Annotated in this window: 17 protein-coding genes; all 17 read right to left on the bottom strand. The window is 44.0% G+C overall.

Translation table 11 applies throughout. The annotated features are described in order from the left end of the window. Window positions 1-65: 65 nt before the first annotated feature. Window positions 66-245, bottom strand: a complete 180-nt coding sequence (locus K8Q91_01750) for a hypothetical protein (protein MCE9628697.1) — start codon at window positions 243-245, stop codon at window positions 66-68. 93 nt (window positions 246-338) lie between these two features. Further along, window positions 339-944: an N-acetylmuramoyl-L-alanine amidase gene (locus K8Q91_01745; GenBank protein MCE9628696.1), complete on the bottom strand. Its 606-nt coding sequence runs from the start codon at window positions 942-944 to the stop codon at window positions 339-341. A gap of 3 nt (window positions 945-947) precedes the next feature. Further along, entirely contained in the window at window positions 948-1,229 is a 282-nt protein-coding gene (locus K8Q91_01740; protein ID MCE9628695.1) for a hypothetical protein, read from the bottom strand. A gap of 45 nt (window positions 1,230-1,274) precedes the next feature. Next, complete coding sequence (locus tag K8Q91_01735; GenBank protein MCE9628694.1) at window positions 1,275-3,575, bottom strand: hypothetical protein; 2,301 nt, start codon at window positions 3,573-3,575, stop codon at window positions 1,275-1,277. A gap of 3 nt (window positions 3,576-3,578) precedes the next feature. Continuing rightward, complete coding sequence (locus K8Q91_01730; GenBank protein ID MCE9628693.1) at window positions 3,579-5,168, bottom strand: LysM peptidoglycan-binding domain-containing protein; 1,590 nt, start codon at window positions 5,166-5,168, stop codon at window positions 3,579-3,581. Window positions 5,169-5,174: 6 nt separating this feature from the next. Beyond that, window positions 5,175-7,256 carry a hypothetical protein gene (locus tag K8Q91_01725; protein MCE9628692.1) on the bottom strand — a complete coding sequence of 694 codons (2,082 nt, stop codon included), beginning with the start codon at window positions 7,254-7,256 and terminating at the stop codon, window positions 5,175-5,177. 14 nt (window positions 7,257-7,270) lie between these two features. After that, window positions 7,271-8,044, bottom strand: coding sequence for a hypothetical protein (locus tag K8Q91_01720; protein ID MCE9628691.1), 774 nt, complete (start codon window positions 8,042-8,044; stop codon window positions 7,271-7,273). A gap of 40 nt (window positions 8,045-8,084) precedes the next feature. Continuing rightward, on the bottom strand, window positions 8,085-9,986 hold the full coding sequence (locus tag K8Q91_01715; protein MCE9628690.1) for a hypothetical protein: 1,902 nt from the start codon (window positions 9,984-9,986) through the stop codon (window positions 8,085-8,087). A gap of 3 nt (window positions 9,987-9,989) precedes the next feature. After that, on the bottom strand, window positions 9,990-10,619 hold the full coding sequence (locus K8Q91_01710; GenBank protein ID MCE9628689.1) for a hypothetical protein: 630 nt from the start codon (window positions 10,617-10,619) through the stop codon (window positions 9,990-9,992). A gap of 86 nt (window positions 10,620-10,705) precedes the next feature. Further along, entirely contained in the window at window positions 10,706-11,908 is a 1,203-nt protein-coding gene (locus K8Q91_01705) for a hypothetical protein (GenBank protein MCE9628688.1), read from the bottom strand. A gap of 45 nt (window positions 11,909-11,953) precedes the next feature. Beyond that, window positions 11,954-12,817, bottom strand: coding sequence for a hypothetical protein (locus K8Q91_01700; GenBank protein ID MCE9628687.1), 864 nt, complete (start codon window positions 12,815-12,817; stop codon window positions 11,954-11,956). Window positions 12,818-13,038: 221 nt separating this feature from the next. After that, complete coding sequence (locus K8Q91_01695) at window positions 13,039-13,434, bottom strand: hypothetical protein (GenBank protein MCE9628686.1); 396 nt, start codon at window positions 13,432-13,434, stop codon at window positions 13,039-13,041. Then, a complete protein-coding gene (locus K8Q91_01690) occupies window positions 13,431-13,805 on the bottom strand; it encodes a hypothetical protein (protein ID MCE9628685.1) in 375 nt (124 codons plus the stop codon). Before K8Q91_01690 ends, K8Q91_01695 begins: the two co-directional genes overlap by 4 nt. Before the next feature lie 25 nt (window positions 13,806-13,830). Next, window positions 13,831-14,142, bottom strand: coding sequence for a hypothetical protein (locus tag K8Q91_01685; GenBank protein ID MCE9628684.1), 312 nt, complete (start codon window positions 14,140-14,142; stop codon window positions 13,831-13,833). Between the two features lie 13 nt (window positions 14,143-14,155). Continuing rightward, on the bottom strand, window positions 14,156-16,048 hold the full coding sequence (locus K8Q91_01680; GenBank protein ID MCE9628683.1) for a hypothetical protein: 1,893 nt from the start codon (window positions 16,046-16,048) through the stop codon (window positions 14,156-14,158). Between the two features lie 171 nt (window positions 16,049-16,219). Beyond that, window positions 16,220-17,833, bottom strand: coding sequence for a hypothetical protein (locus tag K8Q91_01675; GenBank protein ID MCE9628682.1), 1,614 nt, complete (start codon window positions 17,831-17,833; stop codon window positions 16,220-16,222). Next, window positions 17,799-18,428: a hypothetical protein gene (locus K8Q91_01670; GenBank protein ID MCE9628681.1), complete on the bottom strand. Its 630-nt coding sequence runs from the start codon at window positions 18,426-18,428 to the stop codon at window positions 17,799-17,801. Before K8Q91_01670 ends, K8Q91_01675 begins: the two co-directional genes overlap by 35 nt. Window positions 18,429-18,433: the final 5 nt, after the last annotated feature.

Here is an 18,433-nt window from a genome sequence, read left to right as displayed (position 1 = left end):
GATAAATACACTAAAAACAGCCCTATATAGGGCTATTTTTAGGCTCTATTTTGCTCTATAAGCCCTTATTTACCTGCGAAAGGTTCGTTACTCTCCCCTTTGTTGGCAAAGTAGAATGAGAAAGCCATAGACGCCAGAATCATGAAATCCTTCGCATCTACCTTTCCATAAAACATTCCAACAATCACTGCGACTGCCATGAGAATGAAAACGATCTTACTTGCTGATGTATAAATTTTACTCATAAATATTTTTTAATTATTAATGCACATGCTCGAGCCAGACCGCATACGCAAACAGAAATGCTGCGATCGCTATGAGAATTTGTGATACATATCTCATAGTTGGTTTAGCAAGCTGATAATTTGAGACTTGATCGCTTCTTTATTTACTGGCTGGACCGGAAACAATCGCTTGAGAAGTTCGGTACGAACAATCTCAGGCTTTTCTTTGTAGTCAGCGATATCTCCATGAATGATGATATTCTTCGGATCAAGAATAAATGCAGTTTCTGGATTATTTACGAAAGACTTCACAAGCTCAGTGAGCTGTTGATACTGCCATTCGGTGACATCATTCTCATTCGGCTCGACCAATCCGTCCTGATCTACGTCATATCCGGCCGCAAGCTCGATACCAATGGTGTATTGGTTGGGATTCACATATGAGCCGTCCAAATTCTTGAGCATAATCTTTTTTGCTCGATCATTTGGATTGCTTATGCCTCCTGCGTGCCATGCAATATCAGTTACTTTTACAAGCTGCACGATCTCTCCCTGATTTCGGCCGATAACAAAATGGGCTGATGATCGATTCGGTCTGTTGGCATTTGAGAGCCACTCTACCGCTCCCCTATATGCTCCTAGTGTGAAATGAAGTACAACAACGATCTTCTTTGTAGGACCAGTTGCATAGTTTAAAGTCTGTTGAAATGGAATATTCATAAATTATTTTTTAGATGGTAATCGTTCCTGAAGAATCGTCTCAATTTTTGTCAGTCGATCGCTTGTATCCTGATATTGTTGGGTGTTAGTTTCGTCTATACGCTTTACGTTTTCCTCTATCGTATGAATGTGGTTGTCTCTGATATTGTTGAGAGCCTCAATCACCTGAATATCGCTCTTGGGAGCTTGGAGCATATTAAAAATTCCAAAAGATACGCCGACAATCCCGATCACCAATGAGACTTGGTTATAAAGAAATTTCTTGAATCCATCTGTTTTATCCATGCCATAAGCTTAAATCCGCTTTTTGGCAAAAAATGGTGCATTACTTTAAGGAGTAATGAGTGCTCGTATGGCCTCAATTTGGCGTTCTGGGGTGATATTTCGGACCAGATTGATACCTTTACGGAGAGCTTTGGACATAAGACCGCTGGCATTGCCTGTGGCGGCATCAGTAAGAGCTCCCGTAGCTTCCTCAGCTGCGTTTACACCCTTTGTCATCTGGCTTTGAAGACTCTGTGTCTGAGTCGTACCAAAGAGATCTTCTAAGAAGCTTGCAAAAAGAATCTGACTGCGAGAATCAACATTTGGGTTATATCCGTATGTTCGAGCAAGGTCTTGGATATTTTCAACTACAGCTAATGGACGTGATGCAGCGTTGCCAAGCATTCGTCGGCCGACTTCGCCTGCTTTCAGTGAAGAATTAATATTTGTTGCATCAAAATCTTTTCCGAGTGCTCGTTGGAAGTAATCCATTGCACTTGAAAGTTTTGAATATTGGTCAGAGAGCTCTGCATACTTTGGATCAATGTAAGTGATATTTTCTCCGAGGCCTCCGTAAACCTTTTGAAGAATTCTTTTTGCACTTTTATCGAGATTCCCTTCAAGAGTTCCGAGATCAACTTCAGTACCAAGCTGCTGTCGAATCATATCTACAGTTTTTACGTTCGGTGTATCCCCTGCGCTCACTAATCGTTGGTGAACACTTTCAATTAATTTCTGAATCTTTGGTACATTCGCATATTTTGATTTTGAGAAATCGAGACCATCATTGCCGATCGTGATACCGGCATCAGATAGATCGTCATAAAAGTTTTGTGCAGTATCAGTAACATTCACTGGTACAGCCGCAAGCTTCGACCTGACTACGCCAAGCTCAGACCCGACTGTCATACGAGCATTTTCTACAGTATTTGCTTGATCGATAATTACCCTACCTGCCTGCTCAACTGGCTGACGCGCATAAGTTTTATCTTTTGATGCTTGCTCAGCAACCTTCATAGCTTTTTCGAATATTTTCTTATCATCTTTAGAAGCATTTTTAATGAAAGCAATATCTTGATCTGCAATACCCGCTTTAAGAGCTTCATTTGCTTTTGTATCGACAACTTTCTTACCCTCAGCATTCACTGTGTACTTGATTGCCTCAGCAGGAATCTTCCTGCTCTCGTCGATCACATCATCAGCTTTTGAAATGAGTTCATCGAAGCTCGTATTGTTTGGATCAATGAGAGTTTTGTATTTCTCTCCTGCTCCTGGGACCTTAAGGTCAAGATTTGCTGCGATGTCGTCTATCCTTCCTTTCGCAAGTTCAGGATTAAGAGCACCATTCTTTTGATACACCTGATCAATAGTAAGGTCGCCTTTCTCGATAGAAGTTTTAAATGATGTTTCGTCGGCATGAGTCGCAATTTCTTTATGGAGAGAGTTCATCGTCTCATCCGGTGTCATTGAAGGTTTGAGCATTCGATTAATCTCTCGTCGACGATTGATGTATCCGCTTGTGCCTCCGACAATTGCACCAACAGTTCCACCCGCCACACCTCCGACCACGCCACCAGTAATAGCATCTGAGGCGATGTCGACATTGCTTTTGTTATCCTGCATCGCTCGAGTAGCACCTTGAGCAGTGCCCCAAACAGCACCAGAGGTAAAACCTTGTTTTGCACCCTGCCATGCACCTTTGAGAGCTGCTTGGGCTTTTGTACCTCCACCGATGATGCTTGGAAGTGCTCCGGCTGCAGGAGAGACTGTGCTTCCGATACCGGCTTTACCGAGCACAGTTGCGACCTTGCCTGAGGCTTTTCCTGCGATAAGTAACTTACCGCTCTGTGCGCCTTGAGCAGCTTTGCCGTATGATCCAGCCGAAAGAATATCTGCAGCCACACCAAGACCTTCACCAAATACCTGCTTTGCAGTTTTATTTACCGAAGCATTCGTCTCGTTGATATCAATTGCAGGTTTACTCATCTGTTCCTGCATATCTTGGATTGCAGCATCGATTCGTGAAGTATCTTTGCCTTCTGCTTTGAGTTTCTTTCTTTGAACAAGAAGATTTTCCATCATGGCATGTTGATTTGCCATAATTTGTTCGTTTTGTTTATTCGTCCATGCAGCACTTCCTGGCACGAAAGATGGCATCGCATCAGCAATGCTTTTTCCGAATTTAAGCTCACTTGAAATGACAGCTTTACCTATCTTTTTAAAAATTCCCTCTTTCTTCGGAGCTTCAGCCGATGCTTGAGAAGATTGCTTAGGTAAACTATCGAGCCATTCCTGAATCTCGTCATGACTTGCGCCCTGTTCTTCTAACGCATCGATATTATCTTGTATTTGTAATCGTGTGAGCATAAATTAATTTGGAAGGTTATAGGTCTTTCCGCTCTTACTTGTGAAAGCTGCAGATTCTGCTGCCGGAGCTTGTCCGACACCGAGTTGAGATTTGATTGAAGAAGCTTTTGCATTAAGACCTGTGTAGATTGATTCAAATTTAGAGACATCCCTCCCACCGGCCGATAGAGAGTTCAATTGATTTGCGAGAGATCGAGTTGCAATCTCAAGTGTCATTGCCATCACTGCTTTGTTTACGTCCGCAGTATTCTTGAGGCTTGCGATAGTGCGAGAATAATTCTCGATATCAGCATCAGTGAGCACACCTACTTCTCCGTACACACCTCGAGCAAGTTTAGGCACGATAGCTGTGATCTCTGCTTTCATAAGCTGAGCTTTTGTATCGTATGGATTTGCACTTTTTACGATTCCAACAATTGGACCAGTATCAACACTTCCAATAAGAGTTGAAAGTGCCTCGGTCTGACCAACAATTGTTTGAATATCCGTAATAGGTTTGAGTTCACCCTGAGTAAGGAATCTTCCGCCTTTTGATTTACGAATTGAATCCAGTGTGTAATTTGGATCATCGTATCCGAGAGTAGAGCCAGGAGAGTCAGAGCCATCACCCTTGGGTGCATAAGTCTTTGCTCGAGCTGCAATAAGTTTTGCAGTACCAGTTTCTGGATCATAAACATAACGAGCATCACCTTCATTGAGGCTGAATTGGTTTGCATCATTCTTAGCTTTATCGAGATCAACCTTGGCTTTCTCAGTCGTGATTGCTGTCTGATCTTTTTCTGCTTTGGCATCGTTATATAGAGTTGAGAGCTGATCCTTAGTGAATCCATATTGATCCTGAAGCTTCTGAAAGTCAGAGTCACTAAGGGATGTCGGATCAACGCCGAGTGCAAGCATGTTTTTGACGAATGCCGACACTTGGTCACGCTTTCGTTTCCCTTGGTTATCCAAAAATTCAAAATATTTATCGATTCCCTGCTGAATCGACTCTTTTCTTGCTTTGATTTCAGTATCAGCATCTCTGTTTGCCTGACCAAACAATTGAGAAACTTTAAGATTTGCCTCATCACGATAAGTCTGCTCCTCACGATTATTGTAATCTTCAGTGGTTTGAAATTCTGACTCACCAGTTGCACTACCGATTCGACCACCGGCAGCAGCAAGAGCATAACTTTGCCCTTGGCGATTCTTTCCTGTCGTATTTCTGAAGTTTATAATCTGATCTTGAACGGCGGCATTTATAGCATCAATTTGACCTTGAATACGGGACCTCGTTGCTGCTCTGATGGCTTCCTCATTTATCTGCGATGTAGCTGTGCTTTTATAACTATTTCCAATCTGTGTAGTGGTCGGGTCTTCGACATATGATGGAACCGATACCTTTGCTACTTGAGCGATGGTTTGTTTTGCTGCAGGAGTCGGTGCTGGTGCGGGAGCTGGTGCTGATGTTCCTAACGACAAAGTACGCCCAGCATATATTTTGTTGGGATCAGTAATAGACGGATTAAGACGCATCAGTTCTTGGATGCTCTTACCGGTCTTTGATGCGATTCCGCTCAGAGTATCGCCGTATTGTATCGTGTAAGAATTCATTTATTTTTAATCGATTAACAAGTACAGGTGATCCACCTGAACAGTTCGAGCAACGCTGTCATTGCTTTTTATTTTTATGCCGAACTCCTCTTTGTAGATTGGAAGGTCAACATTTATTTTTTGCATGAATCCGAGATCGGTTTTTGTGTATGTACCGACAAGGTCATCGCCGTTGTATAGGTCAAAACTGAATGCTTTATCACTGAATATGGATATTGCTCCATTCGCATTGTTGTCAGTGCAAATAAAGAACATGTTTCCATTACAGTTCACTGGGTCGCCGATTTCAGGAAAGGTGTTGTAGATTTGGTACTTGTAAATTTGCTGGTCGCCCTGATTCTCATTCCAACCGAAGCTTTTGTATGTCATCTGTGGGAAAGTAAGTGTGGTTCCAGAGAGCGTAACTTTTGCACCAGTCAGACGATTACTTTCATAGCCGTACATGTAGAAGCTCGTGGCATCAATTGGTTTTACATAGAACATGCGATCTCCCCACCATCCAGCAGGCAGATAGTTGCTATTTGCAAGAGTGGTGTTTGTACCCGAAACGGTGATGAGACCAGCTCGATATCGATCACGACCCTGATATAGAATCTGTCCCCAATGACTCCAAAACATGAACGTGTCTGTCGTAATTTGGTAGAGCAGGTTATATCGGTAAGAGTAGTTAGTGTCGTAGCTGATTTGGAGACCTGCCTGAACAGTGATTGTGCTTCCTGAAGTTGTGACGACGGCCGAATACCATCCACCGCTTCCGATGTATGCCAGCTGGCATTTGTCAGTGCCATTTGCTGCAAGAAGTGGTTTTGAGGTCGAAGCTATGCTCGCAAGAGTTCCGTATGACGGCACTGTTCCCGATACTGAAACACAGTAAAGATTGATGGCAGACCCGTTTTCGAAAGCTAGGATTGCTTTGTCAGTTCCAACTTTTACGAGCTGTTTATAGCTTGGTGCTACCGCCACAATCTGGACCGGTGTGTTGAGAGCGATACCCGTACCTGAAATAGTCACGACTGCGGTATTGATGTAGTTTGATCCACCAACTGGAAGTGCAATAAGAACCTTGTCAGTGTTGATGAGGCACGCATCGAAGTTTTCGTTGTACCAGTCGACTGTGTACATGATGAGTGGCGCGCCCCATGTGATGGTTCCGTTCGCATTTGTATTTCCAACCACGGCATAGATACCAGTTGTACCTGCCTGCTGCCGATAAAAAGTAATGAATCGGGTAGAGTCGAGTTCAATCGTTTTAAAGACACGATTACTTGTAGTTTTTGCAAAGGGTGATGAAAGAGTCTGTGCCTCCATATCACGAAGTTTTGTATATAGGGTCAGAGATCGAACGGTCTTGATTCTTCTCTCAAGGAAATTGGGAGAATACATCTTACGAGTAGCTCCTGCAGCAATCAGAAAATCATGATCAGGACATTCTCGGATCAGTTCTTCTTGAATACCGAATCCTCGGTCTTGATCGCCGTCCCATGATGACCGACCAATGTAGAAATTTTCTCGAGGATTATATTGGTTGTTCACATAGTTGTTAAAACAGCCACGATATCCAGGGACAATGATCGAGTCTGCATCGCTTGCAGCTGCACCGGCTCGGTATGTTCCGAGAGTTGCCGCATCAAATGCGTTCGGAGCTATAAGAGTTGATGTTGTAGCAATTGAGTTACCAGCAGTACCACCAACTTTTGAAGTGAAAATAACATCATTGCCGATGATGGCAGTTGCCTCCACATCACCATTGAGAGAGGTTGCCGATGCGTACTGACTTCCTGGAAGTCCGGAGAGATTGATTGCAGCTAGAATATTTGCTCGAGTTGCCGCAACGCTTCCACCGATCACAATCTGTCCGTCAGTGTTGGTGACAAGACTAGCTACAAAAGAGTAAGTCTTTGTGCCGATGGTAATGGTTTCTCCTGGCGATGGCTGGTTTTGGATGGTGAGCTTCCCTTGAGCTTTGACTGCTGGCCACTGGACCATTCCCTGTCTGCTCCATTCAGCGAATTTAGTAACCGGAGCAATATTTAGTCCCTTTACGCTCGTCGTCCTATCCAGTCTTCGATCTACTTGTAAATTAATCATGATAAAAAATTAAATTAATGAATAATGCTTGCGATCCTCTCTCCGACATCCCGAATAGACCACTTCTTCGCTCCGTCGTAGATACTTCGGAGTAGTCGGTTGTCGTCATACTCGAACACGAATGTTTTGCCATTCACGTTGTCATGAAGCGATCTCACACTTCCGTCTGCATTTATTGCGACATCCACATACTCAAGTCCTGCTTGAATACCACTAAGCGCAGCGGCCATGAGCTGAGACAGTGTTACTGGCTGTGATGCGCTTACAGCATTCGGAATATTTGGAGAATTAATAAAATTATTGTTACCGGAGAAAGTATTGTTTCCATTTGTTGATGCTTTACCAGCAAGATTAGTGTCTACATATCCTTTTGAAACAACTTGTTTTGAATCATTGAAAGTTGGGTCGGCATCGTACTTAATTGGTTTTGTTGAATCGAGAGAGTCGTCACCATTCAAAATGTCGACAATGACTTTCAGGTTTACGAAATCAGTCAGGTAGCATTTCGAGCCTGCACGATGTCCATTCAAATTCTGTACTCCGGCAGTCTGGACTCCTTGTCTCGATACACTAAAGATATTGCTTATGGATGTGCCGGAGAGATCGAATAAAAGATGTTCTTCATCGCCAGTTCCTCGGTCGACAATCATGCAGTATTTGCCTGCCGGCAGAGCTACACTGTTCTTGTCAGTGATGCTCGTAAGAGCTCCTGCTACAGCACCATTAGCAAGCTTCGTGGCAAGGGAAGTTTCAAAATTTGCGACTACTTTAGTGAGTTTGGATGCCATGTTAGAAGTATGAATGTGAAAAAATGCAAAATTGCGTGCATTACTGGTTCACGCTTTTGCCATCGAGACTTACATGCTCTTTTTGCCTATAAACCTTCGGTAATTTGTCCTCATAGGTCAGAATGTCCCAATCGACCGATTCCATCACGCTTACGTAGCCGATACCTTTGGCTATAAAGCGGATGCTGCGCCTTCGGAACTTCGGAATCTTCATTGCCTTGATCTGAAGCTCATATGGATACACCTGAGCTGACCCATCACCTCCAACGGCCGAATCTCCAATCATGGTCGTACCGACACTAGAGGGACTTGTACGATTTACATAAGTTCCATCGCCTCGGATTGTCCCAATAAGGGAATATCCGGCTCCATCAAAGTCTGCGTATACTTCCACATATTGAGCGGGGTCAATCTCGCCTCGGTATCGCAAGCGTCGATATTTTTTGAGTCTTCGGACTCCATATGTTTCGTATTTGCTATCCCAATTATTTTGAATCACATAGCCGTCATCATCGAATCCGTTTAGAATTTTATAAACCGTCTGAGTGTGCGGACTTCCGCCATACAACACTCCGGAGTCTTTAATGAGAGCTTTCATTCCATAATTTGAAATGTCGACAGTATTTTTTACTATGTCAATAATAAGCGTGCGATCGTTTACGATGCTCGACTGTGCTCTGCATGAAAGAACAATAAATTGCCCGTAGGTTTCCATGACTGCATCTGAGTAATCAAATTTCTCCCATGCAAAATGTGGAATGAGTTCGGTTGCGAGAATGTCATCACCAAGAGGGTTCTTTTCAAGGACTGTGAGCTGTGGTCTATCCGGATTGGCTGTGTTTATAAAGACAACACCTCGACCAGTAGTGACTGAGCTCTTTCGAGTAAGGACTCCGATATTTCTTCGAACTACTTGGTTATTAAAAGTCTTATCGTCATCAGTATATTTGTGCTGATACGCACTTTGCTTTTTGAGTGAGTAATAGTTTCCATCAATACCGATCACGAGTTGTTGGATTGCATCACCTCCTTCATCTTGTCGGATCACATCGCCCTCACCTGCAAGACGTGATGCGCTGTATGTAAAATCTGCTACACCTTTTGCTGTACTGTTTTCCCAGACATAATCAGCTTTGATATTGTTTGCTGATGCTGAGGGCACAGTGACAAAGGTCACACCCCATACACCTGTAATGTAATTTATAGTTCCGATACCACCAGCACTTCCCTTCAGGTTTCCGTTTTTGTCATCAGTGAATATTTCCCCACCGCCATCGGTACACTTAATAGTTACAAGTCCACAGTTTCGTTTTGGTTGACCAGATTTGAATAAAAGTGTTCCTGAGAATACTGTTTGTGATCCGTTTCCGCTCGCAGCATTCTCATTTGAAATTTGAGTAAAGCTTGTGCCATCACGTTGAACATCGATATAACTTCGATAAAGTGCAGTTGTATCTTTGGCAATACCCCATAGGTACATTCGAGCTTTATCAATCAGCGGAAATCCGCAGAAAAAATCTGTTGTCGTGTAGAGTTGGATGTAGCTTGTTGGATTTGCATTGGCAAACTTGAAAAGTCCCCCAGGACCACCAGCAAACGTCCATGCTCCGGTGAGCGAGCTATAGTTTGTAAAAACGTAGATATCATTCGGATTGAGTCCAGTAACTACATCAATCCACACCAAGCCAGTGAAATATTGAATTGCTGTCGCTACTTTTCTCCAAAGAACACCTGTACCATTTGCTTTGTAACCGACATGAATTGCGGGACACGTTCCTGCCGGACCCTCGGGACCTACTGTGACCTTCCCACGAGCAAGTTCGATACGTCCATCAATTGTGAGCCAGTTTAAAGAATCCTTCGCACTGTCTTTCGGCGTATCTTCATTGTCTTCACGATTGTGTACTCCTGATCCAAATTTTTTGATCTCATGGTCTGCCATAAATTATGAAAGTTTAAAGCGAGCATCTCGCAGTTTTAGGTTCTTCATGTATCGCTGATACTGCACTGAATTGTCCTGCATGTTGCTACGTGCTTTTTCTGATTTTTTGATAATATCTTCATCGATAAGCATTGCGAATATGATCATTGGATGATACTCGGCAGGTAATTTAGGAGATGTGCCGACAGCAATATCATCAGGGCTAGTCTTATAGTCGAATTCGTAAGCTGCACCAGTACCTGGATTCTGAGAAAAGTTTATTTTTCCATCTGATGGATCAATCCAACATACATTGCTGAAATTATTTGCATTTCTCTGACCCATTGGCACTACGAGGTAAGGAGATTTTTGACCTCCCACGTAAACAACTTTCATTAATGGTTCTCCAATAGTTGGGTCATCACTGAAATTCTCCATAAGCTCATCAAAATCTGTTGGGAGTGTGATCTTTCCATCATTTTCAACAACACCGCTCTTTTTCCTACGCAAAAATTCCCAAGGCTGTTCCATGTAGACCAAACGAAGCTTGTCATTCGCAAGAATAAGCTCCTCATCACTCGAGAGATCAGTCGTATCATCGGTATACAACTCGAATCTTTCAATAATTTGTTGTCCGGTAAGTGGTGTTGCCATAATTGTTTATTTCTCAGTGCCAGAGGCAGGGATTAGCCCCTGCGCCTGACACTGAGCCCGAACTTTCGCTCGGGTCAGTGCAGCATTTACGACTGGAGAAGAACGTCGAGGAACTGAGGCTTTCCATCGGCAAACGTGAAGATGCCGTAGATAGCGTCCGCTCGGATGATCTTTGCACGCTGGTATGGGTCATCAACCATTTCCATCTCGGCGAGGTCTTGAATAACCACGTCGATCGCACCCTTCTTACCGTAGTAAGCGTGTACGAGGTTCTTGGTGACTGTGTACGTAGCGTTTCCGCCGAATACAAGTCGACCTGAACCAGTTCCGGTAATGGTGATGGTGTCCGCACCATCGTTATCGACTGCAGCAAGCTGCAAGTCGACCCAGTTGGACTGATCGTATCCAGGATCAACATCAGTCCATGCGATGTACTTCGATCCGGCAGTACCGGTCGCCTGATGAATCGCATCAATCAGGTTATCTCGGGTCGCATCGACACCAGCTTCAATCAAGACATTACCTGGCGTAGCGCCGATTGAAGTTACGAAGGTGTAAATGAAGCCATTGATCGAGAATGTCTGTCCGTTTGAAGGGTTTGCAGCCATTGTGATAATCGCTTCTGCGAGAAGGTTCTCGGAAAGGTACAACTCGGCGCCACCCACAGGACCGGCGTAACCATTCTTGAACGCTGCTGCAGCAAGGTCGATGTTCTTTGACATCACGTACTGCTCGATAATCGAGCCTCCGTAGCTGTCGAGAACCAAGGCAAGACTCGTAAGGTCTTGATTCGCCTTTCTGAGCTTCGCACGACCCTGAGCTAGAAGCTGAGGGATATTCGTAGTAGAAAGTACGATGGCCGTTCCGTTCGAACTCATCGTGGTCAAGTCTCCGGTATCGAATGTCTGAAGGGCATTCTTTACCTGAGCGAACACGTCGGCATCGATGTAACGAGAGAGCTTCTTTGCTACCTCTGCACCGATAGTCTCTGCCGGATTCAGTGGGCCTGCCTGAATCATTTCTTTCTTCGAGACTCGGAAGTCTGCACCCTTGTTCTTATTGACCAAGAGGGTCTCACCGGAGTCATTGAGCGAGTCAATGGTTCGGTTTACACCTATCGTGATATTACGCACACGAATCGGTGCGAGAGAATACTTCACACGTTTTACGGATGCTCCGTACTCGAGTTTCTTCTCGAGGCGCGTGTTGGCAATCTCCATTGCCACGAGCACTTTGTCGAATACCGCTTGATAAGCGTTATCGAACTGTTCTTTGAATACTGCTAACATGGTTGGATAAAATTAAGTGAATAAATTTACCCTTCCAAAAATCAATTACTTTCGATGACGTGATCGATGAGTCAGTCGGTCAATAAGACCTTCTTGGTACTTATCAAATTCCTGACCACCCTTTTCACGAGACTGAGCGATGCGCTTGTGGTCTTCCTCGCTTGGAGCCTTGTAGTCCGGCTCCTTCTGATGATTGCTTCCCTGAGAGCTGTAGCCTTCCATGCCTGGTTCTGGCTTTTCAGAGTCGCCATAAAGTTCCTCGAGAATATCTTCCATCGTGCGACCGAGGTTTTCCTCACTCGACATGATGTATTTCTTGACGGCTTCTTTTTTGGCGACCTTGGCAAGATCAGGGTTATCAGCAATCACTCGATCAAACTCTTTCGAGATTGCTGAAGTGATTTGAGCGTTGGAGATTTCCTTGGACTGCGCTTCAGTCTTTTTCTTAATGTCTTTGATGTCTGAAAGGTACTCGTCTTCGAATTGCTTCTTAGACTTGGTGAGGAGAATACTTGCGAGCTTCTGGACAAATTTCGGCTCGAGTTCCCACTCTTTGGCGAGTGCGTCTAGCTCATCGAGAGCATCGTCGGCACTTGTACCTCCTTTCTTGATCTGCTGTTGCAAATCACGAATGGTAGGAATAACCTCGTCACGGATCATCTTTTTCATCTCACGATTCTCTTTCTTGAGGTCGACTATGAGACTGTCCCTCTCATCGCCATCTTTTGGCTTGCCGTCCTTAGAATCGCTAGACTTGGAGTTTTCACCCCCTGCAACCTGTGCAATCGATTGACCATTTGAAGGGTTGTCTGAATCTTTCTTGCCACCCTTATCGGCTGGCTGAGATTCCCCTGCAGCTTTTCCTGACTTATCGTCAGCGGGTGCTGCTTCCTGATGTGGTTTTGGCATATACGTTTTATATTTCGATGGTTTCGCCCCATTGATGCTCGATTGTGGAACGCAGAGCATTAGCGCATTAACCTTTTTATTAATAAGAGGTTGGCCCCTCTATGCTGATAGTTTGATGTATGAAAAATACAAAATTGCGTGCATTACTTTTACAAAGAAAAATCACCGGTTTCCCGATGATTATTTCTTGATAAATATTTTACTTTTTCTTTATCTTTTCTTTACTTAGCAACCTTAGCTGCCGCACTCGGACGCTTCCTTGCGAGTTCATCTAGCAAAGTATCCAAGTCTTCATCTGCTCCAATGAATCGCCTAAGCATCTGTACTGACGCTTCGAAACGAGCGACGACAGATATAAGCTTTCCGAGCTCAGGGCTGTCATGGAGAACTGCAAAGAGCTCATTCATCGCCTTACGAGACTCAGTTTGAAGACGCTCTATGGTGTCCTTACCGGCAGGAGTCTTAGACCATGAGACTAGGTCGCTTGTTACATCAATCGCATCGTTGAGTTCTTCGATCTCTGCGTCTTCAGCTGCTTGCTTCTCCGGATCAACCTCCTCATCAGGATTGTGCGGACCAGTAAGCTCAGGTTCTTTTTCTTCTGGTGTTTCGCTCATAGCTTTAATTGGTTACGGACTTCCTTGTCCTCGCTAATAATCATTCGCAGGATTCGTTTCGACTCTTTTTCCTGATCCTTGAACTGCTTTGCTTTGTTTTCCTGAATGGAAAGCATGATGAGTGCATGACGCTTTTTAGGTGATAGTTTCTTCATGTACGAAACAAGATCAGGGTTCGTTCTGCGAATATTCTCTGCAAGAGCTTCTTGAAGCTTTGCATTGGCTTCCATTTCCCTTGCCTGCTTGCGAACTTGCTCAATATTTCGATTAAGTTCACGCAAAGAAAACTCTGCCATCTGTCCGTGCTTGGTGATACGAAAATCACCCTTATCCTTTGCTCGCTTTTTGACTTTGTAGGTGAAGGTCAACATGGTATGACAATGAGATCGTATCTCGTTACGATACCAGGCCAGCTTCTGAGTCTGCTGGAGATGCTGTACCGGCATTTACTTCTCCCTCAGGAGCAACATTGCCGACATCATTAGGTGAGTCGACACTTGGAGCTGTAGGCTCTGATGCTTGAGTGTTATCTGGCTGTGACGGAGCTGTGGTTTGTCCCTCATTCCCATGTGCCTGATAATCCTCTCGAGCTTCTCTTTCGGTATCGAATAATTGGCTGCGAGAAATAACCGACCCTTCGGCGCTATATCGCTTCCATAACCACTTGCCATTAGCTTCTACGAATTTCACATTGTTTGATTCAGACATAAATTTATATTGATTATTTTGTTAATGTTGCGGTTTTTGCCGCTTCTGCCACAGGATCACCTCGCATGGCAGGATCAATCTTGTCGTCTGTGGGTGTAATATCGACCGCACCACCAGGACCGCTGATCATGCCTTGCTTTGCTGCCTGAGCTACAACCGAACGTGCTGCGTTCTGCTCTACAACTGGTGTTATTTGCTCGATGTAGGCAAATACGGCACTGTGTTGTTCGGAAGTAAGCTCATGGTCGTATTTATCGGATAGATCATGGAGTCTTTGTAGGAATGCAGTGTTTGCATCTTTGTAGAGAGGAGCTTTATGACCACCAATAATTAGTTGGAATGCTTCATCTGCTTGTGCTACGACTTCGATTGCATCGTAATCACTCGTATCGAGTAGTCTTTTAACTGTGTCATCATCAACGCCTGCGATAGCCGCTTGTGTTTCAAATAAAACTTTCTGATTGATTGTTTGATCTCCTTTGTATTCACTGAGAAATGTTATTTTATTCTTGCTTTCTGCTGCATTGTTTTGTGCTTCAGCGCTACTTGATTCAACAAGAATGTCATAATCGTTTTGGTACGGCTTTAAATCTCGAGATGTGACCATTTCTATCTCAAGACCCATAGGACCGAGAATCTGGACAGCTGTTTTCTTCTTCAAATCTTGCATCACTCCCTCTTTATGTAGAACTGCAAATCGATAGTAGCCTTCGGCATAGCTCTTATTCAAGAGTCCGAAACGATCACCTGCTTGTGCAATATTTCCTTCGTAAATTCCTAGAGTATCTTCATTTCCTACTCCTTTAACCCCTGCCGTCACACCGCTTTCACCCTCGACAATCGTTTCTAGTTTGTCATACACCATGAACGGACCTTGAATCGGCGGAGTCTGACGTGTTTGAAGCACTTTGTTCACATCAATATTTCCCTCAATCTCGATGTAGCCGTCCTTTCGATATCTAACTTGAGCAAGATTACGTACATAGTCTACGTTTACCGCAGTTTGAGGACGATTGATTTGCTCTGAGTTATCAAGTGACTGATTGATACTCTTTTCCTGAGCCATAAAGATGCCCCGTGCGTAATCACAGTATGAGGGTGTCCAGAATTCTCGAGGGTCGGGGAAAGCTGCCCATGTCCATATCGGATATTTTCCGCTCTTTCGTATGTCTACCCATTTCTCACACCGAATACAATCACCAGATGGAGTCAGAACCAAGTAATACCGATCATCGTTCTCGTCAGTAGTAATCCATGTATAGAAAATAAATTGATTCTCATTCTTGAAACGCTCTCGAGGAGCTCCGCTCATCTTTCGATTGTCCTTATCGATATCCTGTTGAGTTTTGGTTGTATTGTTACCTCCACCCTCAAGCAAATCCTCGACAACCTTTTTGTAATAAATTCCATCCTTGACTCCTTGTGTAAGCTGAGCACGAGTGAGCTTTGTATTCCACCATCCGAGATACAGGGCTTTCTCAACTCCGCTCCCGTCTTCTTCTTCAGTGCATAGACCACCTACGTCAGGGTCGATGAGAAAGTCTTTTGGATCAATGAGATTGAGGAGACTCTTGTACGCTCCCTTATCATTTCGAGTCATGTACAGATAAATTGTTCTGCCATAAATAGCAGCATCTCGCTTACCCATCAAGTCTTTGAAATTCCACCTTCCAGTTTTAGAATCTTTCTCCTTGATTGCGTTCATCAGCTTTGCCTTCTTCAAATCTGCTGACTCACCTTTTATGTATTTGAATGTGAGAGGACTATCTATCTTCGAGAGAATCGTGTGTACGAATCCGTGCATCTTGTAGAGAGGCACTTGAGCTCGGGTATCACCCGCTTGTTGGAAAGTATTGCCTCCATATGGAGAAACAACCGAGGGACTTACCCGATCAGGATTCATCATGTCCTCGTTCTTGTTCCACGAGCTCATTCGAGCTTTCTTGTATCGATACGAGTAGTCGATCTCTTTGAGAGATTGAGATGAAAGTGTGTCTCGTTTTTTATAGTGGGCTAATGCCATATTGAGTTCAGTATGATGCTCGAAAATTGCAAAATTGCGTGCATTACTTTTTCTTTAGATGCCAATGTCAGGGTATTGAGGACCTTCATCGACCAATTCATCCTCGTATGCAGGCTTTACCTTGCCATAAGGAGTCTCCATTACCCTTTCTGGTCTAGGGTCTCTCGGTTTCTCTACTCCAGCAGGACGTGCAATGTCGCTTTGATATGCCGTAGCATCGCTTGTGTCATCATGTTCTGCATCAGGAAAGCGAACTAGCTCGTTTTCAAGGTCTCTGCATTCGCTTTCGAGATGGTAGATGCTTCGAGTTTCGTATCGATAGAGTAATCCGGTACGAATTCGGTCTTGCTTTGATCTGCCCTCGTGTTTGAGCCACATGAGAGGTAAGAATATTTGTCGCATTCTCTGTTCATGTCTAAGCATCGGTTCAAGCCCTCGAGTAAATGCGGTATCTTCCCATCCAAACTTGATCGGTGGAGTACCCGCTTGAATCAAGAAGTTATAGACTCCGAACATCTTCTCGATGATGGCAGTGGGACCAAGCTTTTCTCTCCAAGCTTTGAGATGCCATTTGCCTTCTCTGTCGACCCAATTCACACAGATTCCTACGAAGTCTCCGTCCTTGCTGACTCCGCCATCTTCCTTCCTACTTGGAGTATCGATAGTCACATACACAGCAAGTTTCTTTTGCATAAGCGCATCCCATGTAATCGGCATATACCATTCACGCTTGAATATCGTTTTGGTCTCATCGATTGGCTGACAGAGCATTTCAGCCTGGAAGTCAGTGTCACCTTCTTCAGGTGTCCACATACTTCGCTGTTTCGATTCGATGCTGGCTTTAGCAGTATTCTCTGCTTCTTTATCAGTCAGTACCCAACGCTGAGGCCACGTAGGGTCATATAAATCTCCAAGTGTTCCTTGGCAGATAGGTACGATTCGTACTCTAAGTTTCGGATCATGATCTGCCCGATTAATGATGCTTTGAATATTTCCATACTCGCTGAAGTAGTTCCCAAGATAAAGAATTCTTTGAGCTTCACTGGCGATACCTCCTTTGAATTCTCCGATGTGATCTCGAACTGATTTCGTCATGACTTCACTGCGTACACTTTTCTTTGTCTCAAAGTCATCGAGTAACAGAAAGTCTGGACGTTTGCTATTGTGTTGGAATCCTCTAGCATCTTCATTCGTTGTGTGAGCTTCTACACGAGCTCCTATTCTAAGAATATTTCCCTTCTCATCGAACAAAGGGTTAGTGACAAAGTTCGATACTCTTTTTTGACTGACTTGGTCTTGCGTCCTTTTACCTACATGAAGCTCTCCGAAATCGTCAATGAATCGCTTATTGGTTTGCAGCTCCCAAGTAACGTCATAGAGAATTCTTTCGCTATTATCACCATCAAGAGAATCGACATTTGGATATTCAGCCAAACCATATGCAAGGAGATATAAAATGCCACCCTTTGCAAAACTTGTTTTCGCACTTTCTCGATACATAAACCATGCAAGCTCATTGATCTTTAATTCGACGAGATCATGAAAGTCACCCATCATATCGTAGTGATACGGAGCAAATTCACTACGAACATAATGTGGCAGATAGTATGCGAGGAAGTATCCGAAATGTTCTTTAGCGTGTTTCGTACGCGCCTCCTTCCGTGCCATCCTGAGAGTCTTTAACCCCTCCGCTGTCACTGGTTTTAATGTTGTTGTCGGTTGTTTGTTTATCATCTCGTTTAAATATCGACTCATGATCCTCAGCCTCTTTCTCGTTGAAATCGAATAAACCTCTCATACGCTCACCTTTTGAGGTGTGATCGTGCTTACCGATTGTTGTAGGCTCACCCAATTCGGTCTTGATAATCTTCCAGGCCATCTCTATTTCCTTATGGTCGGGACCAAGGGAGTAAAACATGGGCTGGCCATCAGCATCCAATATCAGGTCTCCTTGCTTATTCTTGAGAGGAATTTGGCGTGTTTCGATGAGGTGTATAGCCTGCTGAATGGCTAGAATCTTTGAATCCTTGAGAGAATCGATTAGTTTTGTGGCTCTTTCTAGCTTTATTTGGCTGTAGCGTTCGTGAAAATGATAGAAGGCGCAATAGTATTTTATTTGGCTGTAGGCCTTAAATTGGGACTCTCTGTCACGAGACATCGCAATCATGTTCCCATTGTGCTTATCGTAAAAGGCAAACAAGAGATCCTTTTCAGGGATCGAAAGTGGTCGATAAGGTTCTCTTTTTTGCAATTTCTCACTCATGCTAA

This window comes from Candidatus Vogelbacteria bacterium (assembly GCA_021414225.1).
Lineage (GTDB): Bacteria > Patescibacteriota > Minisyncoccia > Phycocordibacterales > XYD1-FULL-46-19 > JAIOOX01.
Note: the sequence above shows the minus strand (reverse complement) of the source record. Positions and strands in the feature narration are given on the sequence as shown.